General features: G+C 67.1%; 17 protein-coding genes. 9 read left to right on the top strand and 8 right to left on the bottom strand.

The window, feature by feature from the left end; genetic code table 11:
• The first annotated feature begins 26 nt into the window (after positions 1 to 26).
• On the top strand, positions 27 to 887 hold the full coding sequence (locus ACFFIO_RS00885) for an SMP-30/gluconolactonase/LRE family protein (protein ID WP_378039800.1): 861 nt from the start codon (positions 27 to 29) through the stop codon (positions 885 to 887).
• A 30-nt stretch (positions 888 to 917) separates the two neighbouring features.
• Here the strand turns inward: ACFFIO_RS00885 and ACFFIO_RS00880 are convergent, their stop codons facing one another.
• Positions 918 to 2,264: an MFS transporter gene (locus tag ACFFIO_RS00880; RefSeq protein ID WP_378039799.1), complete on the bottom strand. Its 1,347-nt coding sequence runs from the start codon at positions 2,262 to 2,264 to the stop codon at positions 918 to 920.
• Positions 2,265 to 2,312: 48 nt separating this feature from the next.
• Between ACFFIO_RS00880 and ACFFIO_RS00875 the strand changes: the two genes are divergently transcribed.
• Positions 2,313 to 3,110 carry an IclR family transcriptional regulator gene (locus ACFFIO_RS00875; RefSeq protein WP_378039798.1) on the top strand — a complete coding sequence of 266 codons (798 nt, stop codon included), beginning with the start codon at positions 2,313 to 2,315 and terminating at the stop codon, positions 3,108 to 3,110.
• Between the two features lie 10 nt (positions 3,111 to 3,120).
• On the opposite strand, the gene betT is transcribed toward ACFFIO_RS00875, so the two are convergent.
• The 4 genes from betT to ACFFIO_RS00855 form a co-directional block, all read right to left on the bottom strand.
• Positions 3,121 to 5,484 carry a choline BCCT transporter BetT gene (gene betT, locus ACFFIO_RS00870; RefSeq protein WP_378039797.1) on the bottom strand — a complete coding sequence of 788 codons (2,364 nt, stop codon included), beginning with the start codon at positions 5,482 to 5,484 and terminating at the stop codon, positions 3,121 to 3,123.
• Between the two features lie 220 nt (positions 5,485 to 5,704).
• Complete coding sequence (locus tag ACFFIO_RS00865; RefSeq protein ID WP_378039796.1) at positions 5,705 to 7,186, bottom strand: amidohydrolase; 1,482 nt, start codon at positions 7,184 to 7,186, stop codon at positions 5,705 to 5,707.
• A gap of 50 nt (positions 7,187 to 7,236) precedes the next feature.
• On the bottom strand, positions 7,237 to 8,031 hold the full coding sequence (locus tag ACFFIO_RS00860; RefSeq protein ID WP_378039795.1) for a hypothetical protein: 795 nt from the start codon (positions 8,029 to 8,031) through the stop codon (positions 7,237 to 7,239).
• Positions 8,032 to 8,082: 51 nt separating this feature from the next.
• Positions 8,083 to 8,805 (bottom strand): DUF5058 family protein, encoded by a 723-nt coding sequence (locus ACFFIO_RS00855; RefSeq protein ID WP_378039794.1) that lies wholly within the window; start codon positions 8,803 to 8,805, stop codon positions 8,083 to 8,085.
• Positions 8,806 to 8,956: 151 nt separating this feature from the next.
• Here ACFFIO_RS00855 and ACFFIO_RS00850 point away from each other — a divergent pair, with 151 nt between their 5' ends.
• Entirely contained in the window at positions 8,957 to 9,985 is a 1,029-nt protein-coding gene (locus ACFFIO_RS00850; protein ID WP_378039793.1) for an Lrp/AsnC family transcriptional regulator, read from the top strand.
• On the opposite strand, the gene ACFFIO_RS00845 is transcribed toward ACFFIO_RS00850, so the two are convergent.
• Both ACFFIO_RS00845 and poxB read right to left on the bottom strand, forming a co-directional pair.
• Positions 9,982 to 10,233: an NINE protein gene (locus tag ACFFIO_RS00845; RefSeq protein ID WP_378039791.1), complete on the bottom strand. Its 252-nt coding sequence runs from the start codon at positions 10,231 to 10,233 to the stop codon at positions 9,982 to 9,984. The two genes, ACFFIO_RS00850 and ACFFIO_RS00845, sit on opposite strands and share 4 nt — an antisense overlap.
• A gap of 19 nt (positions 10,234 to 10,252) precedes the next feature.
• The gene (gene poxB / locus ACFFIO_RS00840; protein ID WP_378039790.1) at positions 10,253 to 11,974 is read right to left on the bottom strand and encodes a ubiquinone-dependent pyruvate dehydrogenase; all 1,722 of its coding nucleotides are present in this window, start codon (positions 11,972 to 11,974) and stop codon (positions 10,253 to 10,255) included.
• A 131-nt stretch (positions 11,975 to 12,105) separates the two neighbouring features.
• Here poxB and ACFFIO_RS00835 point away from each other — a divergent pair, with 131 nt between their 5' ends.
• On the top strand, positions 12,106 to 13,689 hold the full coding sequence (locus ACFFIO_RS00835; protein WP_378039789.1) for a dihydrolipoyl dehydrogenase family protein: 1,584 nt from the start codon (positions 12,106 to 12,108) through the stop codon (positions 13,687 to 13,689).
• Here ACFFIO_RS00835 and ACFFIO_RS00830 read toward each other — a convergent pair.
• Positions 13,652 to 14,074, bottom strand: coding sequence for a cupin domain-containing protein (locus ACFFIO_RS00830; protein ID WP_378039788.1), 423 nt, complete (start codon positions 14,072 to 14,074; stop codon positions 13,652 to 13,654). The two genes, ACFFIO_RS00835 and ACFFIO_RS00830, sit on opposite strands and share 38 nt — an antisense overlap.
• A 535-nt stretch (positions 14,075 to 14,609) precedes the next feature.
• Here ACFFIO_RS00830 and nrdH point away from each other — a divergent pair.
• From nrdH to ACFFIO_RS00805, 5 genes are all read left to right on the top strand, one after another.
• Positions 14,610 to 14,855, top strand: coding sequence for a glutaredoxin-like protein NrdH (gene nrdH / locus ACFFIO_RS00825; protein ID WP_115933195.1), 246 nt, complete (start codon positions 14,610 to 14,612; stop codon positions 14,853 to 14,855).
• A gap of 16 nt (positions 14,856 to 14,871) precedes the next feature.
• On the top strand, positions 14,872 to 15,342 hold the full coding sequence (gene nrdI / locus ACFFIO_RS00820; protein WP_378039787.1) for a class Ib ribonucleoside-diphosphate reductase assembly flavoprotein NrdI: 471 nt from the start codon (positions 14,872 to 14,874) through the stop codon (positions 15,340 to 15,342).
• Entirely contained in the window at positions 15,339 to 17,507 is a 2,169-nt protein-coding gene (nrdE, locus tag ACFFIO_RS00815; protein WP_378039786.1) for a class 1b ribonucleoside-diphosphate reductase subunit alpha, read from the top strand. The genes nrdI and nrdE overlap by 4 nt, the downstream gene beginning before the upstream one ends.
• Before the next feature lie 132 nt (positions 17,508 to 17,639).
• Positions 17,640 to 18,614: a class 1b ribonucleoside-diphosphate reductase subunit beta gene (gene nrdF, locus ACFFIO_RS00810; protein WP_378039995.1), complete on the top strand. Its 975-nt coding sequence runs from the start codon at positions 17,640 to 17,642 to the stop codon at positions 18,612 to 18,614.
• Positions 18,615 to 18,879: 265 nt separating this feature from the next.
• On the top strand, positions 18,880 to 20,833 hold a 1,954-nt coding region (locus tag ACFFIO_RS00805; protein ID WP_378039785.1), incomplete at its 3' end, for an N-acetylmuramoyl-L-alanine amidase.

Below are 20,833 nucleotides of genomic sequence, written 5' to 3'. Positions count from 1 at the left end.
TGCCTCACCGCATCCAGGAGGTTTCGATGCGTGCCCAGCAGATCACCGACCCGATCACCTACCACGGAGAGGGGCCGGTCTGGTCCGAGCAGTGGGGAGGGCTGCGCTGGGTGGACATGCTCGCCGGGGACATCCTCACGCTGACCGGCGACGCGGGGGACGCGTGGGACACGGTGACTCGCCATCATGTCGCTTCGGTGGCTGCAGCGGTGCGGCCACGCCGTGGCGGGGGCGCGGTGATCGGCGTCGAGCAGGGCTTTGCCCTGGAGGATTCGGACGGCTCCATCGCCACGCTGTCCCCGGTGTGGGCGTCGAACGCGGTGCGGATGAACGAGGGCGCATGCGACCCCGACGGCCGGTTCTACTGCGGGTCCATGGCGTACGACCAGACCCCGGGTGCCGCCTCGCTCTACCGCCTTGATGTCGACGGGCGGGTCGACGTCGTCCTGGACGGCGTCACCATTTCCAACGGGCTGGACTGGAGCCCGGACGGCTCCCTGGCCTACTACAACGACACGCCCACCGGACACGTCTCGGTCTTCGACTACGACACCGCGAACGGCCTGACGGCCCGGAGATCCTTCGTGCAGATTGCCGACGGCGGCCAGCCGGACGGTCTGACCGTGGACGCGGAGGGCGGTGTCTGGGTGGCCGTGGTGGGCCAAGGCGTCATCCAGCGTTACCGGCCGGATGGGCGACTCGACGAGGTGATCGAGGTACCGGCGACCAAGACCACGGCCTGCACCTTTGGCGGTGAGCACCTGGACCGCTTGTTCATCACCACCTCGCGGGAAGACGTGGACACCGATGCGGACCCGCTGGCTGGTGCCTTGTTCGTGGCGGAGGTAGGGGTGCGCGGAATCCCGACGCGCCCGTTCGCGGGGTGATGCCCCGGCCGTGGAACTCTGTCAGCTGTTTCAGCTCGCCGTGGCCTGGTGTGATCCGATGCCGCGCCCGCCGTTGCCCTGGGCGATGATGACGACCAACAGCACCGCCGCCACCAGGGCTGCCACGCCGAAGGCGACGAAGATCGATCCGGCGCCGAAGCCGCCGTTGAGCAGGAATCCGGCCACCAGCGGCGCCGTCACGGCACCCAGGCGCCCCACGCCCAGGGCCCAGCCGAGGGCCGTGCCGCGCAGGTGCCCCGGGTAGTGGTTGGCCACGGCGGCGATGATCAGGCACTGCGTGCCGTGTGTCCCGACGCCGGCCACCATCAAGATCACGTACACGAGCCACACCGGCGGGGAGAGCAACAGGCCCAGCAGGGCCACGCCGGCCAGGGCGGCGGCGATGACGCCGGAGCGGACAGCGCCGAAGCGGTCGCCGGCCCAGGCCGTGACGATCGAGCCGAGAACGGCACCGACGTTCAGGGACAGCGAGAAGGTCAGTGCGGAGCCGAGGTCGTAGCCCTGGGCTTCCATGGCGCGCGGCAACCACGTGCCGAGTCCGTACCAGGCGAACAGCGTGGCCAGGGTGGCCAGGGCGAACATGATGGAGGCCAGCAGGAAGGGATCACGGAGCAACAGGGAGAAACCGCCGGCCTTCGCCGCCCCGCCAGTGGCCGGCGAGGCGCCGGGACGTTCTCGGTCCGCGGCTTCGGACGGCAGGGTCTCGGGGAGGTAGGCCAGGCCCATCGGGACCACGATAACGAGGGCCAGGACGGCCACGAGGAACATCGACTGCCAGCCGAGGGACGGAATCAGGGGGATGCCGATGAGGGCGGCCAGGGAACCGCCGATCGGGACGCCGGACATCATCAACGTGGCGATGGAGGAGCGCCAGCGTTCGGGGACCAGCTCGGCCACCATGGCGTTGGCCGAGGGCACCAGGCCGCCGAGGCCGATCCCGGCCAGCAGCCGGAACACGCCGAAGACCCAGGCGCTCGGAGCGAAGGCGCAGAGGATGGTGAAGATCGAGAAGGTGACGGCGCACGCCAAGATGGTGCGGCGACGGCCCCAGGAATCGGCCATCCGCCCGGCCAGCAGGGCACCGATCATCATCCCGACGAACGCCATGGACCCCATGAGGCCGAGGGAGGCATTGTCCAGGCCCCAGCCGGTGTCCTCCAGCAGCGAGGTCTGGACGGTGCCGAAGACGATGAGGTCGTAGCCGTCGAAGACCACGAGGAGCCAGCAGACCACCACGGCCAGGGTGGCCTGGCGGCGGGACAGCCCACTGCCCTGCAGTGAGCCGTGGGCGGTGGTGGTGGCCTGTCGGCGGGGCGCCACGGAGGGCGCGTCCGAGGCGGATGTGCTCTGGATCATAGGTCTACTGTGAACCTCAGCACAGGAACAGTGCCAGAATGATCTACTGTGCAGAAAACGCCCTCTCTGCGGCAGTCGCCGAGGTATCCCGTCGAGTCCGTGGACCACGCCCTGACCCTGATGGAGATGGTGCGTGACTACGGCCGGGTGCGCATCAGTGTTGCGGCCCGGCTGCTGGGCGTCTCCGTCTCCACGGCGCACCGCCTCATGGCGATGCTGGTCTACCGCGGGTACGCCGTCCAGGACGCCTCCCGTCGCTACATCCCGGGCCCGGCCCTGGGTCTGCCGCCGGTGGGGGTCCCCTGGACGGCCGAGCTACGTCACCGCACTTATCCGCACCTGGAGATGCTGGCCGGTCGGCTGGGGGAGACGGCCAACCTGATGGTGCGTGCCGGGACCGAGGTGCGTTTCCTGGCCACCGTGGAGGGGGACCACTCTGTTCGAGTGGGCGACCGCCAGGGCGTGGCCCTGCCGGCCGCCGCGGCCTCGGGCGGTAAGGCCCTGCTCGCGACGATGGACCCGGCCACGGTCGAACAGCTGTACCGCCACCAGGCTGAGCTGGTCGGCAGTCCCTTCGACGCGCGGTCCCACACGCGGCTCGCCGCCGAACTGGCAATGATCCGGATCCGCGGCTTCGCCGTCAACGATCAGTGCACCGAAGAGGGTGTCGGGGCAGTCGGCGTGGCCATCCGGGACAGCTCGGGCACAGCGGTGGCCGGGATGACCGTCTCCGTGCCCCGGGACCGCTTGCGTATTGCCCTCGACGCCGGCCTGGTCGCCGAGCTGATGCGCTCACGGATCGAGCTGGAGGCCGACCTGCACGGCTTCGTCGCCGCCACCTGGTGATGAGCGCCGGCTAGTGATGGGTGCCGCCGACGTCTCCCCGGTCTTCTGCCTGCTGGTCACTCCGGTCCAGGTGGTTCCGGATCTCTTCGGCATCCTCGGCCACCTCCGCGGCGGTGTCCTCCGAGGGTACCTGGACCAGGGTCCCGGTGGCCGTGGGCACGGTGGTGGCCGGCGTCAGCACGGAGGCGTAGTCGTGCTCATGGGTGTACGTCAGGAACCCGAGGTGGGCCTCGTAGCGGTCCAGGACGTCGTCAATCACCTGCTGCTTGCTGAGTCCGTAGAGGTCGTACCCCTCGGAGCCGGTCTGGGCGAACACCTCCACGCGGTAGTAGACGTCGGTGGAGCGGGACATCGAGCCGCGGCCGCCGAAGGTCGGTACGGGCGCCTCGACCGCCTGGGCGTGGTACTGGAAGCCGCGGTGTTCGGGGATCGCGACCTTGAGCTGGTGCCCGGAGATCCCCGAGTCCTGATCCGGGGTGATCTCGAGCGTGGCCTCGTATCCCTGGGCGGTGAACTCCCGCAGGACGTCCGCCAGGGCCGGCTGGACCCGGTCTTCCATGAACTGGGCGACCTGCCTCTTCGAGGGGTAGGCGCGCATGCCGGCCAACCGTTGGCGCCAGGTGCGCTCAGGGACGTGGCCGCCGTGGGCGGCAGCGGACTGCCGGCGTAGCACCTGGCCCTCCCTCTCGGCCCGTTCCATGCGGAGGACCTTCGAGAAGGACATCATGATGAGGTAGGCGATGACCGTGAAGGGGAGGGCGAAGATCAGCGTGCCGTACTCCATGGTGGTCACCCCGCCGGCCACCAGCATGGCGATCGTCAGCACGGCGGTGACGACGGCCCAGAAGATCCTCAGCCACTTCGCCCCGTCGTCCAGGGGGTTCGGGATGGACGAGGAGAAGTTCGCCATCACCATGGCCCCGGAGTTCGCGCTGGTCAGGTAGAACAACAGGCCCGAGAGCGTGGCCAGGCCGATGAGGAAGGCCGCGCCGGGGAACATCTCCAGCAGGGCGTACCACCCTTCCTCGGGGTGGTCGATGGCCAGCTGGGCGAAGTCCATGTCTCCGTTGAAGACCTGGAACAGAGCTGAATTGCCGAAGACCGAGACGATGAGGAAGTCACAGAGCACCGGCGCGGTGATCGCGGCGATGACGAATTCGCGCAGCGTCCGGCCTCTCGAGATCCGGGCGAGGAACAGGCCGACGAAGGGCCCCCAAGCCAGCCAGAAGGCCCAGAAGAACAGGGTCTGACCGGACATCCACTCGGCCCCGCCGGCCTCGTAGCCGAAGGTCTGCAACGTGCGTTCGGGCAGGGTGACGATGAAGCGGCCGATGTTCTGGACCACGCCGTTGAGCAGGAACGAGGTGGGCCCGGTCACCAGGATGTACAGCAGCATGGCGGCCGCGGCCCAGATGTTCAGTTCCGAGATCCACTTGATCCCCTTGTCCACGCCGGAGGACGTGGCGGCCACGGTGAGGATGACGGCGACCAGGACCAGGGCGATCTGCAGGGCCAGCCCTTGGGGGAGGCCGAAGATCATGGAGAAGCCGATGTTCAACAGCACCACGCCGATGCCCATGGACGTGGCCACGCCGAACATGGTGCCGACGAGGGTGATGACGTCGATCGCGTCGCCCAGGCCACCGCGGACGCGTTTGCCGAGCAGCGGGTAGAGGGCGGCGCGGATGGACAGGGGCATGCCCCAGCGGTAGGCGAAGTAGCCCAGGGCCATCCCGATGAGGGCATACATGGACCAGCCGGAGATGCCGTAGTGGAACATCGTCCAGACCACGGCCTCCTGGGCGGCCTCCGGGCTGCCGCCCTCGCCGGTGGGCGGCTGGAGATAGTGCTGGATGGGGCCGGTGACCGAGTAGAACAGCATGTCGATGCCGACCCCGGCGGCGAAGAGCATGGCCACCCACGTGAACATCTTGTACTGCGGGCGCGAGTGGTCTGGTCCGAGGCGGACGCTGCCTTCCTTGGACAGCGCCACCCAGAGGACGAACACGATCACGATGGCGATGGTGAGCACGTAGTACCAGCCGAGATTGGTGCCGATCCATGCCACCACGGACTGCATGATCGCGGAGGCATTGTCCGGGGCCACCATGGCCCAGACGGAGAAGGCCAGGATGATGGCCGAGGCGATGGCGAGTACCCGCCAGTTGACGCGGGGCCTGTTGTCCGGCACCAGATCGGCGGGACCCTTGACCATCTCACTGCTGGTGAGCGGTGCCCGGAACTGCTCGTCACGGTCGCGGCGCTGCCGGCGGCGGTCCACCGCCGGATCGGTGCCGCCGAGCTTGGTGCGCTCGACGCGGTTGTCCCCGGGCTGGCGGGGTGACGTGGGCGGGGTGCCTTCTGCTTCGGACACTGTTCAGCTCCTCTGCTGCGAGACAGGAATCTGGTGGAGGGCGCCCGCACCGCAGAGGGCCGCAATCCGCCACGGTGAAGTCATTTTTCCAGAAAGCGTCTTCCGCGAATGCAGACGTCGTCACCTCGATGCTACTCCTTCTGGGGCGAGACGGAGGTGGGTCGCCAGCGCACGGTCCCGGGCCGACGTCGACTGCGGCCCGGGACCCGACGGCACGGGATCAGGCCGATTGCAGGTCGCCGTTCAGTTCACTGGCATCGTCCGGCACGTCGCCGATCCCGCGCAGCGGGGGAGCGACGACGCCGTCCGGGATCGGGCTGATGTACGGCGTCTGCGCCGTGAGGGCGTCGTATTCCGCCTGGGCCTCGGCGATGCGGCCCGGGTGCTCGAAGAGGGAAATACCCGTCGCGGCCATGGCCTTCGCGGCGTAGACCATGCCTTTATGGGCAGCCGGCAGCTTGCCCTGGGCGACGGTCTGCCACGCGTGGAACGGGGTGCCGATGGCGGTGGTGGCGGCGAAGATCTGCACGGTGGGCACGGACCAGCTCACGTCCCCGACGTCGGTTGAGCCCGTGCCTTGGATGCGGGGCGACTCGAAGGCCGGTGCGGGCAGGTCGTCATGAAGGGCGCGCGCGTCTGAAGGGTCCCAGCCCAGGGACTTCTTGGCGGTGCGGACCTCACGCTCATCGAGCCCCGCGGCGAACCGTGCGGCGGTGGCCTGGTCCTCGGCATCGAAGGGGACCGCGCCGAGTTCTTTCACGTTCTCGTACAGGACCTGTTCGAGGACCTCATTGGGCAGGACCTCCGAGCAGGCGCCATCGAACTCGATGGTCAGCTCTGTCTCCGTCATCAGGGCGGCGCCTTGGGCGATCTTCACCACGCGCTCGTAGAGTGCGCGCATCTGGTGGGCGTCGGTGTGGCGGACGATGTAGTACACGGAGGCGTTGGCCTGGACCACGTTGGGGGAGTGACCCCCGGCGTCGGTGATGGCGTAGTGGACGCGGGCGCTGTCCGGCATGTGTTCGCGCAGGAAGTTGGTGCCCACATTGAGCAGCTCCACGGCGTCCAGGGCGCTGCGGCCCAGGTGGGGCATTGCACCGGCGTGGGCGGCGAGTCCCTTGAAGTGGAAGTAGACCTGCGTGTAGGCCAGCATGAGGCTCTGCTTGTAGGCCGTGGTGGCGGCCGGGTGCCACGTGATCGCCGAGTCCACGTCTGCGAAGGCACCGTCCTTGACCATGAAGGACTTGCCGGCGGCGGCCTCCTCGGCGGGGCAGCCGTAAAAGCGGACGATGCCCGGCAGGTGATGCTCTTCAAGGTACGCAGCGGTGGCGACGGCGGCCAGGAGGGCGCCGCTGCCGAGGAGATTGTGCCCGCATCCGTGGCCGTTGACCGAGCTGCTGTGGGGATCGGGGTGGCGCTCCGGGGAGCCGCTGGCCTGGGTGAGGTCGTCCAGGGCATCGTATTCACCCAAGAAGGCGATGACCGGCCCACCCGATCCCTTCTCCGCGGAGAAGGCGGTGGGGATCCCAGCGACGGTGCGGGTGACCTCGAAACCGTGGCCCTCGATGACCCTGATCTGTTTCTCCATGGACGTGTACTCGTCCCAGCGCAGTTCCGGTTCGTCCCAGATCGAGTCGGAGAGGGCCGTGAACTCGGGTGCCAGGACATCGATGGCCTCGGAGATCTTCTGAACGTGATTCATGATGTTGTTCCTTGTCAATGAGGGATTGGTTCTTGAGCCTAGAGGTTGTCCTAGTTGATGAGCTCTTCGGACGTCGATTCCCCGGCGCCGGCGGTCGGGGCGGCTTTGCGCGGCAGCATGACGACCACGGCAATGGTCAGGACGACGCCGAGCAGGGTGGCGAACGTGGCTAGGCCGGGCACTAACGGCAGGAGCACGACGATGATGACCGCGGCGACGACCAGGCCGGTGAGGAGTACGGGCTTGTTGCCCCAATTGGTCTGGACCGCCTGGACAATGAAGGCGCCGAGGACGGCCGGCATGATGAAGGTGGAGACGGCGGACAGGATGTCGCTGGGGATCATGCCCAGGAGCCAGTTGCCCAGTAGGCCGACGAACAGGATCAGGGAGACCACGTGGATCAGTCCTGCGGCGGAGATGGCCGCCGCGGCCGCGAGCTGGGCCTTGGGCGTGCCCACTTTGGCCTTGATGCGGGTTTGTGCCGCCATGGCCGAGGGCAGGAGCTTGGTGGAGATGTTTCCGATGAGGAAGGCCTGGTACATGGCCGCCGGACCCAGAATGGGGAAGTAGGAGACTGGTTCGACGAACCAGATGACGCCGAACACCATGGCGATGGCGACGACGGCCATCGCCACCGTGCCGAAATCGACATCGAAACCGCCGAAGACTGCCAGGAATACGGGTCCGGACATCATCGCCAGGAGTCCGGCCAGCATGGTGACGGGGCCCCAGACCGAGGTGATCTTATCGAAAGTGGCGAGCGGATGGGGGATCGAGCCGGTGCCGGTCACGGACCGGATCGCGGAGTCAGACGTGCCGGTGGTGGCTTCAGTGGGAGCAGACATGGGAACCTCGTTCGGGATCGGAGTTATCCAGGGGAGTCTGGTGCTGGGATGTCAGGAAAGGACGTAGCCGACGGCGATGCCGACGAACAGGGCGATGCCCAAGGCCCATTCCAGGAACCAACCCTTACCGGTGCGCTTGGACAGGTAGGTCGCCAGGAGCATGACGCCGGCCGAGGCCAGGAACACCAGCAGCGGGGTGAGGCCGGCGGAGACTTCCTTGAGACCCATGGTGAAGAATGCGCCGACCAGGGCCGCAGCGGGCACGACGGCCCAGCGTGAGGCCTTCCCCGCCGCTGTCTTGGTGTTGGTCTTGAGCCCCCGCTTCATCAGTGGAGTGGCGATCAGTGTCACCACCATCCACCCGGAACCGGCGATGGCCAGGGCCAGTAGCATCGAGACAAACATGGTGCCGGTGACGTTGTCCTGCCCCAGCCCGCTTCCCATGGCACCGAGGGCGACGTCGGCCGCCATGGTCTCGTAGGCGGCCGAGCCGACGAGACCGATGCGGGTCAGGGTGCTGGGGGTGGCCAGGACCGGCAACACGGCCATGGCGATGAGGCACACGGCAAGCGACGGTCCGATGGCGGATGTGGCGCCGGTGCGGACGGCGGTGGTGAAGTCCAGACCGGTCATCCCGGCCTCGGGGGCGGCCTTGCGTGCCGCACGGAGGTAGACGAGGGACTGCACCACGACGATGGCGAGGACCAGGCCTGCGCCGATCCAGAGGACCGGATGCAGTCCGACGGTCATGGTGGTGTTCTCGGTGACGCTCATGAGGGGCCTCTTGTCCTGAGAAGTCTGTGGGGTCCGATGCCGTCCCATCGCGATAACGGCTGCGGTCCCCGATCTTGTGTGATGGCAACGCTCGGCCTAGAGTTTTTCCATCGTGAAAAATCGCAGGATTCGACCAAAAATTGAGGGCCATATGCAGGAAATGCATTTGCATGAGATGGACCGGAGGTTGATTCACGCACTGCAGGTGTCTCCCCGGGCCCCCTGGACAGATTTGGCGCCGGTGGTCGGCCTGAATGAAACGACGTTGGCCCGGCGTTGGAAGGCCCTGACCGAGTCGGGTCTGGCCTTGACCCATGGCTACGCCGTGGGGACTCCCCAGCACGGTTCGGCCATCGTGGAAGTCGACATCGAGCCGGGCTACGTGAAGCAGGCGGTCGGCCGGCTGAGTCCGATCCCCGCGGCCACCACGATCGACATCGTGGCGTCCGGACTGTCCCTGGTGGTCACGGTCGGTGCCGCCACGGAACGGGAGCTGACGGAGTTCCTGCTGGAGGACCTCCCGTCCATACCGCATGTCAGGCAGATCCGGACCCAGATCCTGACCGGGGTACTACGCGTGGCCGACGAATGGACCATTCGGGAACTGGATGAGTCCGAGGTCCAGTCAATTCCCCGTGCGGCGGGGCCCCGGGCACGCGCACCACGAACCGTTCCCGCCGAGTTGGAGGCGGTGATCGTCGAGGTCTTGGGCCGCGATGGTCGGACCTCGGCGGCGGAGCTCGCACGCATTGCGAGGGTCCCGCCGCAACGGGTGCAGGACGCCTTGGCGGTCCTGCTGCACAGCGGACGGTTCCATCTGCGGACGGACCTGGTCAACACACTTTCTGGGTGGCCCGTGCATGTGTGGTATTTCATGGACGTCGAGGCCGTGTCCCTCCAGGACTTCGCACGCATGGTGGGCGGCCTGCCGGAAATCCGCTTCGCCGCCACCAGTGGTGGTAGCGAGAACCTCGTGGTGGATGTCTGGCTCAAGAACCTCGCAGCGATCCACCAACTCGAGGTGGCGATGCAGAACGCCCTGAAACGCGGAGTGCGCCTGCGCCGGGGAGTCGTCTTGCGGACCCCCAAGCGATTGGGACACATGATGGACCGGCACGGACGGTGGACCGGAGAGACGGTCACCCGGGTCGCTGAGGCGGAACTGCGCGATCGCGCCTAGTTGAGGCCGCCGTCGGCCCTCCGGACGAGTCCGGGCAGGCGCACGACGTCGATCAGGCACAACAGGATCACCAACCCGCCGAACACGAACCCGATGCCCCAGGGAGCACTGGCAAGGCCGGCCACGGTCAGGATCGGGTACACCACCCCGAGCGCACGATGCCCCAGGTAGAACCGATGCGCCCCCACCAGACCGAGTGCCACACACAGGACGTAGGCGAGGATGAGGTTCTTCGGCGTTCGGTCCACCCGGCAACCCTAGCCGGGACTAGAACAACTGCCGCAGGTTCGTCTTCGCCAGGTCGAACAGCTCGTCGCCGCGGCCCGAGAGGACGGTGCGGAGGGAGTACAGCGCGAAGCCCTTGGCCTGTTCGAACTGGATGGCCGGCGGAATGGTGAGTTCCTGCGGGTCGGTCAGGACGTCCACCAGAGCCGGGCCGTCGTGCGCGAAGGCCTCCGTGAGCGCCGCATCCACGTCCCTCGAGTCCTCCACCCGGATGCCCTTGATGCCCATGGCCCGGGCCACGGCGGCGAAGTCGGGGTTCTCCAGGCTCGTGGCGAAGGGCAGCTGCCCGGCGGCCTTCATCTCGAGCTCCACGAAATTCAGGGACGAGTTGTTGAACACCACCACCTTCGCCGGCAGCTTCATCTGCACCAGCGTGAGCAGGTCACCCAGTAGCATGGTCAGCCCGCCGTCGCCGGAGAGCGTGACGGTCTGCCGGGCGCGGTCCTGGGCCAGCACCCCGATCGCCTGCGGGACCGCATTCGCCATGGAGCCGTGCGAGAACGAGCCGAGCAGCCGGCGTCGTCCGTTCATCTCGAGGTACCGGGCGGCGTAGACCACGGGGGAGCCGACGTCCGGGATGAACACGGCGTCCTCGGCCGCCAGGGCACTGATCCGCCGTGCCAGATACTGCGGGTGCACGGCTGCGCCCTTCCGTGCCGGGGTGGCGAGGTCGTCCAGCTTCGCGCGCGTCTTGGCATAGTGCTTCCGCGCGTCCTTGAGGTGCCTGTCCTTCTTCTGCTCCAGCAGCGGGACCAGCGCCGCCGCCGTCTCCCGCACCCCGCCCACCAGGGCCACGTCCACGGGGCGCCGGCGCCCGATCTGCGCGCCACGGATGTCGACCTGGATCACCCGGGCATCGTCCGGATAGAACTGCGGGTAGGGGAAGTCCGTGCCCAGCATGAGGATGGCGTCCGCCTCGGACATCGCCTTGTACCCGCTGGCGAAGCCGAGCAGGCCGGTCATGCCGACGTCGTACGGGCTGTCGTACTCCAGGTGTTCCTTGCCGCGCATCGCGTGCACGATCGGCGAGGCCAGTCGCTCGGCCAGCTGCATCACCTCGGCGTGCGCTCCGGCGGTCCCCGCGCCGCCCAGGATGGTGACGCTCCGCGCCGCGTTGAGGACATCGGCGGCCTCCTGCAACTGGTCCGGCAGGGGCACGACGGCGGAGCGGGCCTTCCGCACGAGGGTGCGGCGATCGTCGTGGGCGGCCGCCGAGGCGACATCACCGGGGATCACCAGGACTGCCACGCCGCGTTGCTCGATGGCGGTGCGCAGGGCGATCTCCAGCAGGCGGGGCATCTGCTTCGGATCGGCCACGTACTCCACATAGACGGAGCACTCCCGGAACAGCTCCTGCGGGTGCGTCTCCTGGAAGTAGGTGGTGCCGATCTCCTCCGTGGGGATGTGGGCGGCGAGCGCGAGCACCGGGACGCGGCTGCGCTGGGCATCGTAGAGCCCGTTGATCAGGTGCAGGTTCCCGGGGCCGCAGCTGCCCGCACAGACCGTCACGTCACCGGTCATCTCCGCCTCGGCCCCGGCGGCGAACGCCGCGGTCTCCTCATGGCGCACGTGCACCCACTCGATCTCGGGGTGGGTCCGGAGGGACTCCGTGATGGCATTGAGCGAATCGCCGGGCAGGCCATAGATGCGCTGGACGCCATTGAGGGAAAGGGTCTGGATGAGGTTCTCGGCAACGGTGACCATGGGCTCAGCGTAGGGGTGGGGCGCCTTCAGGGGGAGGGTGTCCGGTCGCTGGGCCCGGAGCGCCGCGTTAGGCGTGGGTCGGGGCACACTGTCTCTCGCCACCCGGGGTGTGCTGATGGAAGTCTGGTCCCATGGCTTCCCCCTCCACCCCAGCGTCCACCCCCATCCCGGCGTCGATCCCCACGTCCGGGCCCATGTCCGCCACGTCCGTCTCGGTGTCCAGGACGGTCGACGCCGTCGTGATCGGACTCGGCCCCGGCGGGGAGGACGTCGCCGCACGGCTGGCGCGCGGCGGCTGGTCGGTGCTGGCCGTGGATGAGCACCTGGTCGGTGGCGAATGCCCGTACTACGGCTGCATCCCGTCGAAGATGATGCTGCACGAGTCCCGGAGGGAGGACGCCTCGTGGGCGAGGGTGGCGCGGCGGATCCGGGAGGAGGCCACGGACCACTGGGACGACCGGGTGGCCGTGGAGCGGCTGCTCGGCACCGGCGCGGAGTTCGTCCACGGGCGGGCTGAGATCGCGGGAGGTCCCGCAACCGGCCCGGCCTCAGACGGCACCAGGGTCACCGTCACCCCCAACGACGGCGGCGCGCGCCAGACCTGGACGGCCCGCCGTGCGGTGGTCCTGAACACCGGCTCGGAATCGGTGCGGATCCCGGTGCCCGGCCTGCCGGAGGCGGTGACGTGGACCCACCGGGACGTGGTGACGGCCGAGACACTCCCGGCCTCCCTGGCCATCGTGGGCGGTGGGCCCGTGGGGTGTGAACTGGCGCAGGCGCTGGCCGGTTTCGGCGTCCGCGTCAGCCTGCTGGTGCGCGGTGAAAGGCTGCTCTCGGGCGAGGCCCCGGAGGCCGGCGAGCTGGTGGCGGAGCGGTTCCGGTCCGAGGGGATCGACGTCCGGACGGGGACGGAGATCAGTCGCGTGCAGGCCGGGGAGGCCTCCCGGTATGAGACGTCCCACGGCATCCCGGCCTCGGTCGGCCCCGTGGACCTGGAGCTGACCACGGGGGGCCGGCTGACCGTGGACCGGGTGCTGCTGGCCACCGGCCGGGTGCCGCGGGACCCCGTGGACGTGGATGACTGGTGCCGCGTCCTGGACGGCGCGGTCGCGGAGGGCGGGCAGCCCGTTCCGGGCCGGTACGCCATCGGGGACATGACCGGTGCCGGCCCCTTCACCCACACGTCCATGGCCCAGGCGGCGGTGGTGGCGGACCAGCTCCTGGCCGGAGCGGCCCCGCGCCCCTTTCCCCGCCATGCCGTACCCCGGGTGACGTACACGGATCCGGAAGTGGCCGCCGTCGGGCTCTCTGAGGGTGAGGCCCGGAAGGCCGTGGAACATGGGGGCGGCGATGCCTCCGAGGTCCACGTGGCGAGGGTGGACCTCGGGGCCTCAAGCCGGGGCTGGATCGACGAGGTTCGAGGGCACCTGACCCTGGTGGCTCGGGCGGAGGGGAATGCGGACGAGAAGGGGACTGGGAAGGGATCCGGGACCAGGACGAGTGGGGGAGTGCTCATCGGCGCGGCGGTGGTGGGCCCTCATGCCGGGGAGATCCTCGGGGCGCTCACCGTGGCCGTCCACGCCCGGGTGCCGCTGGCCGAGCTGGCGCGGATCCCGTGGGCCTACCCCACCCTGCACCGGTCCATCGGGGACGCCATCGCCCAGTTTGGCAGCGACGTCATCGGCGCAGAGTCGGGAGCAGGCCCGGCTTCCTGACGTGGACCGTGTGGTAGATCAGTCCGGAACCGCCCGCGGTGAAGCGGCGCATCGAACGCCGGGGCATCCACAGGAGGTCTCCAGGCCGTAGGGTCAGGTCTCCCGCTGCGGTTCCGAGCGTGCCGGAGCCGTCAAGGACATGGATCATCACGTCGTTGTCCGGGCCCTGGTGCGCGTCGATCCCGTCACCGGCCGGCAACGCGATGATGTTCGAGTCGAGCTCCCGGACCGGCTCATCGAGTTTCCAGATCGCGCCCGCGGCGCCGGTGGCGACTCTGGCAGCTGTGACATCTGTGGCGTCTGCGGCGGTCGCTGCATCTCGGGCGGCGAGGTCGGCGAGGTCGTGGGTGTTGACCAGGCGGCGGGGTGTCTCTGGCGTGGGCATGGGAGTCCCTCCTGTGGTGCCTCCTGTGGTTCCTCGAGGCTATCCGTGTCTTGTCCGTGATGCCGACCGGTCCCGCCACGACGCCGACACGCCGCTGCCGCGGACAGGACACGCCGCCGTGCTGGGTCAAAAGAATCTGTGCACAACACCGGGCCTCTTCGTCCACACCCTGTGGACGTTCTCCGGCCCGCAACCGTCGATCGGCGTGATTCCGGCGTTCGGGCGGGTGCGTACACGGTCCGTTCATCCACACCGCCTGTGGACGAATTGGGGGAAACTAATCTCAACCATGTAAGACAGGATCTTGTGGTTGTTCCATACGGTCACCACTAGATGTAGTATTGATGTCAGCAGTTCGGACCGCGCAGTTTTTCATGCCGGAGAGTCCGGGCGGACCCGGAATCCACGGTATCGGGACCTGTTGAACAGGTCCTAGACGGATTTCGCGGCCATGACGCAAGAACACAGACCACAGAGCAGAAACGCCCGCCGGTCCGGCAATCCGGACGCGGTAGCCGAGGACAGGGGAATGACCATGACCGTCACCGTTTACTCCAAGCCGGCTTGCGTGCAGTGCAATGCCACCTACCGCGCCCTGGACAAGAAGGGCATCGCCTACGAGACCGTGGACATGTCCCAGGACGCCGAGGCACTGGAGCGCGTCCGGTCGTTGGGCTACATGCAGGCCCCGGTCGTCATCACGGGTGCCGAGCACTGGTCCGGCTTCCGTCCGGACAAGATCGAGGAGCTGGCCACCGCCGCTGCCGCCTCGGTGGCCTGAGGTTCCCGAGGTCACCATGACGAGCGTGGTCAGCGAGAGCAGGCCGACAGGTGTTGTGGGGTCCCAGACCCCACAACAGACCGCTGCACGCCTGATCTACTTCTCCTCCGCCTCCGGCTACACCCACCGCTTCGTCTCCAAACTGGAGCTGCCGGAGGGTGAAGTGGCGCGGCTGCCGATCATCACCAAGGAGCCGACCCTCCTGGCCACGGAGCCCTTCGTCCTCATCCTGCCGACCTATGGCGGGGGAGACGGCACGGGAGCCGTTCCGAAGCAGGTCATCAAATTCCTCAACGTCAAGTCGAACCGGGATCTGATCCGGGGCGTCATTGCCGCAGGGAACACCAACTTCTACGAGGCCTACTGCCTCGCCGGGGACATCGTGGCGCGCAAGTGCGAGGTGCCCCTGATGTACAGATTCGAACTCATGGGCACGCCGGAGGACGTCACGGCCGTGCGCGAAGGACTGGAAAGGTTTTGGGGATGACAATCACCGAGCAGGACATGATCAGGTCGGCCAAGGAGTTGCCGGCGGCATGGCAGAACCTGGGCTACCACGAGCTGAACGCCATGCTGAACCTCTACAGTGCGGACGGCAAGATCCAGTTCGAGGCCGACCACGCGGCAGCCCGTCAATACTTTCTGCAGCATGTCAACAACAACACCGTCTTCTTCCACGACCTGAATGAGAAGCTGACCTACCTCGTGGAGCACGACTACTACGAGGCCGAGACGCTGGAGCAGTACTCCGCCGAGTTCCGGACGAGTCTCTGGGACCGCGCCTACGGGCTGAAGTTCCGTTTCCCCACCTTCCTGGGCGCCTTCAAGTTCTACACGTCCTACGCGCTGAAGACCTTCGACGGCAAGCGCTACCTGGAGCGCTACGAGGACCGCGTCTGCATGGTGGCCCTGCACCTGGCCCAGGGCGATGAGCAGCTCGCCATCGACCTGGTGGAGGAGATGGTGGGCGGACGCTTCCAGCCCGCCACCCCGACCTTCCTCAACGCCGGCAAGGCCCAGCGCGGCGAGCTCGTCTCCTGCTTCCTGCTGCGCATCGAGGACAACATGGAGTCGATCGCGCGCAGCATCAACTCCTCCCTGCAGTTGTCCAAGCGCGGCGGCGGCGTGGCCCTGTCCCTCACCAACATCCGTGAGCACGGCGCCCCGATCAAGCAGATCGAGAACCAGTCCTCCGGCGTCATCCCGGTGATGAAGCTCCTCGAAGACTCCTTCTCCTACGCGAACCAGCTCGGTGCCCGCCAGGGTGCCGGTGCCGTGTACCTGCACGCCCACCACCCGGACATCTACCGGTTCCTGGACACCAAGCGTGAGAACGCGGACGAGAAGGTCCGCATCAAGACCTTGTCCCTGGGCGTCGTCATCCCGGACATCACGTTCGAGCTGGCCAAGAAGAACGAGGACATGTACCTCTTCAGCCCGTACGACGTGCAGCGCGTCTACGGCAAGCCGTTCTCCGAGATCTCGGTGTCGGAGAAGTACTACGAGATGGTCGACGACGCGCGGATCAAAAAGACCAAGATCAACGCCCGCGAGTTCTTCCAGACGCTCGCCGAGATCCAGTTCGAGTCCGGCTACCCGTACATCGTCTTCGAGGACACGGTGAATAAGGCCAACCCGATCAAGGGCCGGATCACCATGTCCAACCTGTGCTCCGAGATCCTCCAGGTCTCCGAGGCCTCGGAGTTCAATGAGGACCTGACCTACGCCTCCGTGGGCAAGGACATCTCCTGCAACCTCGGATCCATGAACATCGCCAAGACCATGGATTCGCCGGACTTCGGCAAGTCCATCGAGACGGCCATCCGGGCGCTCACCGCGGTGTCCACCATGTCTGAGATCAACTCGGTGCCGTCCATCGTCCAGGGCAACAACTCCTCGCACGCCATCGGCCTGGGCCAGATGAACCTGCACGGCTACCTGGCCCGCGAGCGGGTGCACTACGGCTCCGAAGAAGGCATCGACTTCACGAACATCTACTTCTACACGGTGCTGTTCCACGCCCTGCGGTCCTCCAACCGCATCGCGATGGAGACCGGGTCGACGTTCGGCGGCTTCGAGGACTCCACGTACGCCTCCGGGACGTTCTTCGACAAGTACACCGAACAGGTCTGGGAGCCGGCCACCCCGCGGGTCGCCGAGCTGTTCTCCGGTGCCAACGTGTCCATCCCCACCCAGGCTGACTGGCGCGAGCTGAAGGCCTCTGTCATGGAGCACGGCATCTTCAACCAGAACCTGCAGGCCGTGCCGCCGACCGGTTCGATCTCCTACATCAACAACTCGACCTCCTCGATCCACCCGGTCGCCTCGAAGATCGAGATCCGCAAGGAGGGCAAGCTGGGCCGCGTCTACTACCCGGCTCCCTACCTGACGAACGAGAACCTCGAGTACTACGACGATGCGTACGAGATCGGCTACGAGAAGGTCATCGACACCTACGCCGCCGCCACTCAGCACGTGGACCAGGGCCTGTCCCTGACCCTGTTCTTCAAGGACACGGCCACCACCCGTGACCTGAACAAGGCGCAGATCTACGCCTGGCGCAAGGGCATCAAGACCATCTACTACATCCGGTTGCGCCAGCTCGCGCTGGAAGGCACCGAGGTCGAGGGCTGCGTCTCCTGCATGCTCTGACCTGTCAGGCTTCCGGGCCCGACGCCGGCCACTAGCCTTGGCCGGGCGGGTCGCCTTCCCGGCGGCCCGCCCGGCTGAACCACGAACCACCCACAGCACTGCACCCTTGAAGTGAGGACGACACCTGAGATGATGGCCGACGCTGTCAAGACCCTCGAGACCGTCGAGGCAATCAACTGGAACCGTATCCAGGATGACAAGGACGTGGAGGTCTGGAACCGCCTGACGTCCAACTTCTGGCTCCCGGAGAAGGTGCCGCTGTCCAATGACATCCAGTCCTGGGCCACGCTGTCCGAGGACGAGAAGACCCTCACCATGCGGGTCTTCACCGGACTGACCCTGCTGGACACCATCCAGGGCACCGTGGGCGCCGTCTCCCTCATTGCGGACTCGCTGACCACCCATGAAGAGGCCGTCTACACGAACATCGCGTTCATGGAGTCGGTGCACGCCAAGAGCTATTCCTCGATCTTCTCCACGCTCTCCAACACCAAGGAGATCGACGACGCGTTCCGTTGGTCCCAGGAGAACGCCAACCTCCAGAGGAAGGCCCGGATCATCCTGGACTACTACCACGGTGACGATCCGCTGAAGAAGAAGGTGGCCTCCACCATCCTGGAGTCCTTCCTCTTCTACTCGGGCTTCTACCTGCCCATGTACTGGTCCTCCCGTGCCAAGCTGACCAACACCGCTGACCTGATCCGTCTCATCATCCGCGACGAGGCCGTGCACGGGTACTACATCGGCTACAAGTACCAGCGCGGGTTGGAGAAAGAGTCGGCGGAGCGCCAGCAGGAGCTCAAGGACTACACCTTCGAGCTCATGTTCGAACTGTACGAGAACGAGGTCCAGTACACCCATGACCTCTACGATTCCGTCGGCCTGGCTGAGGACGTCAAGAAGTTCCTGAACTACAACGCCAACAAGGCCCTGATGAACCTCGGCTACGAGGGGATGTTCCCCTCCGCCGTCACCGACGTGAATCCGGCCATCCTCTCGGCGCTGTCCCCGAATGCGGATGAGAACCACGACTTCTTCTCCGGCTCCGGCTCCTCCTACGTGATCGGCAAGGCCGAAACCACGGAAGACGATGACTGGGACTTCTAAGATCGACGGAGTGCTCTGACAGCCGTCCACCGACGGCGCGCATAGGGACACCGGGTCCACCCTTGAGGGTGACCCGGTGTCCCTTTGTCTTGTCTTGGCTTGGCCTGTCATCAGCGCCAACCGCGGAGTGAACTCTGTGTTAAGGCTGAGACCAAAGGGACAAAAGTGATTACAAGTCAATAAACGCTTGATAACCTATCTGTGGCGTTGAGGGGAATCCCACGTCCACGTCCATCGCTCTGCACCACTTGAGGGAAAAACTGATATGTCCCGGACGCTCCACCCTGTCCTGAAGGCCGGCGCCGCCACTGCCCTGGCCCTCACGCTCACCGCCACCACCGTCCTGCCGGCCACGGCCATGCCCGTGGTGCCGGACACCACTGCTGCTCCGGCGGTGACCACGGCCACCAGCGAGAATGCAGTTGACCCGGCCGTCGAGTCAGGGGAGGTGGCCTCCGAGATCAAGGGCGCCGGGGAGCAATCCATTGCCCTCGGTGGCATCGACCCCGAGGCGCTCCCCGAGGTGGCGGACACCCCTGAGTCGACACCGGCTCCTGACGTGGCAGAAGCCCCTGACACACCGAGTCCTGAGAGCACCGAGACGCCTGACGGCACCGAGACGACAGACGGCACCCAGGCGCCTGACAGCACGCTGGCTCCCTCGGTCACGGACGCCCCTGACCTCGCCGAGCCGTCGGCGTCCTCGACACCGGAGGCCAGCGAAGCCGCGGCCGCTGAGTCCGAGGCCACCGAACCCGAGGTCTCGCTGATGTCCTCGACACTCTCGGCCCGGTCAACCCCCGTGTCCGGCACCGCACCGACGTCCGCGGGCAGCGAGTCCCAGCCCTCCGACGTCGTGATCCGGGACCTGCGGGCCAAGGCTGACGCCGCCGTCGATGCTCCAGCGGCCCCCGAGGCCGATGAACTGACCGACTCTGTCTTCAACGGTGCCATCTCGTCCACGCAGGAGGTCGAGGTCGAGCACATCGCGGCCCTGACCCAACCGGTCGAGACCATGGACTTCATCGTCGCGGGTGTGACGTGGGACATCGCCGAGGCGGACCAGGTCACCGACGTGTCCCTGCGCGTGCGTGAGGCCGGGGAGTGGACCGACTGGAACAGCATGGAGATCCACGACGGCGATGAGGCGCCCCATGCGGACCGCGTGGGCACCGAGCCGTTGATCTCCAGCGGTGGCGATGCCATCCAGGCCCGAGTGACCACGGCGGACGGCGAAGTTCCGGCGGGCCTGGAGCTCGAGCTCATCGACCCGGGCACGGCCGAGACCGACGGCAAGCTGGAGGCGGCTTCCTCCGCCTCAGACGACCTGGCGGAGATCGAGCAGCAGGCCGGCCTGGCCAGCCAGGAGTCCGCAGCCTCCAGCCAGGGTGCAGAGGCCGTACCGGCCGCCTCCCTCGGCACGGGAGGCGACGCGGCCTTCAGGCCCGCCGTCCATGAACAGCAGGGACTGATCACCGGGACCGCCCAGGCCACCGCCACGGCCAACGCCTCGGCCGATGCGGTCAAGCCGAAGATCATCACCCGCGCGCAGTGGGGTGCCGATGAGAGCAAGGTCAAGGACTGGGGGACCCCGTCGACGGACCTCCAGGCGATGTACGTGCACCACACGGCAGGCTCGAACAACTACTCCGCCTCCGGCGCCTATGCCCAGATCCGCGGCATCTTCCAGTACCACGCGGTCTCCCTGGACTGGGGAGACATCGGCTACCAGTTCCTGGTGGACAAGTACGGCAACATCTTCCAGGGCCGCCGTGGATCGATCGAGAAGCCCGTCCAGGGCGCTCAGGCCGGCGGGTTCAACACGGACACCATCGGCATCTCCGCCATGGGCAACTATGACATCGCCTCGGCCCCGGCACCCATGGTGCGGGCCATCGAGAAGGTGCTGGCTTGGCAGGCCTACCGGTATGACGTCGATCCGACGGCCAAGGTCACACTGACCCAGCGAGGCAAGGGCACCGCCCGGTGGAGTGACGGCACCAGGGTCACCGTTCCTACGATCCTGGGGCACAAGGTCACCAACTCCACGGCCTGCCCGGGGCGGTATCTGGACGCCCAGTTGCCGACCATCCGCAAGAACGTGGACCGCCTGGTGGCCGCCGCGAAGAGTCAATACGGCGAGCCGCAATTGCCGGGGTTTGTGACGCCGTTGACCAAGGTGTGGGAGAACGGCCGGTTGACGGTGACGTGGCGGGCCG

Source organism: Citricoccus parietis, from assembly GCF_042433045.1.
Lineage (GTDB): Bacteria > Actinomycetota > Actinomycetes > Actinomycetales > Micrococcaceae > Citricoccus > Citricoccus parietis.
This window is presented reverse-complemented; position numbering and strand designations above follow the sequence as displayed.

What these genes read in the sequence shown, in the direction of transcription:
- ACFFIO_RS00885 (WP_378039800.1), top strand. Translation starts at nt 27, where the DNA reads ATGCGTGCCCAGCAGATCACCGACCCGATCACCTACCACGGAGAGGGG.
- ACFFIO_RS00880 (WP_378039799.1), bottom strand. Translation starts at nt 2,264, where the DNA reads ATGATCCAGAGCACATCCGCCTCGGACGCGCCCTCCGTGGCGCCCCGC.
- ACFFIO_RS00865 (WP_378039796.1), bottom strand. Translation starts at nt 7,186, where the DNA reads ATGAATCACGTTCAGAAGATCTCCGAGGCCATCGATGTCCTGGCACCC.
- ACFFIO_RS00860 (WP_378039795.1), bottom strand. Translation starts at nt 8,031, where the DNA reads ATGTCTGCTCCCACTGAAGCCACCACCGGCACGTCTGACTCCGCGATC.
- ACFFIO_RS00855 (WP_378039794.1), bottom strand. Translation starts at nt 8,805, where the DNA reads ATGAGCGTCACCGAGAACACCACCATGACCGTCGGACTGCATCCGGTC.
- ACFFIO_RS00850 (WP_378039793.1), top strand. Translation starts at nt 8,957, where the DNA reads ATGCAGGAAATGCATTTGCATGAGATGGACCGGAGGTTGATTCACGCA.
- poxB (WP_378039790.1), bottom strand. Translation starts at nt 11,974, where the DNA reads ATGGTCACCGTTGCCGAGAACCTCATCCAGACCCTTTCCCTCAATGGC.
- ACFFIO_RS00835 (WP_378039789.1), top strand. Translation starts at nt 12,106, where the DNA reads ATGGCTTCCCCCTCCACCCCAGCGTCCACCCCCATCCCGGCGTCGATC.
- ACFFIO_RS00830 (WP_378039788.1), bottom strand. Translation starts at nt 14,074, where the DNA reads ATGCCCACGCCAGAGACACCCCGCCGCCTGGTCAACACCCACGACCTC.
- nrdH (WP_115933195.1), top strand. Translation starts at nt 14,610, where the DNA reads ATGACCGTCACCGTTTACTCCAAGCCGGCTTGCGTGCAGTGCAATGCC.
- nrdI (WP_378039787.1), top strand. Translation starts at nt 14,872, where the DNA reads ATGACGAGCGTGGTCAGCGAGAGCAGGCCGACAGGTGTTGTGGGGTCC.
- nrdE (WP_378039786.1), top strand. Translation starts at nt 15,339, where the DNA reads ATGACAATCACCGAGCAGGACATGATCAGGTCGGCCAAGGAGTTGCCG.
- nrdF (WP_378039995.1), top strand. Translation starts at nt 17,640, where the DNA reads ATGGCCGACGCTGTCAAGACCCTCGAGACCGTCGAGGCAATCAACTGG.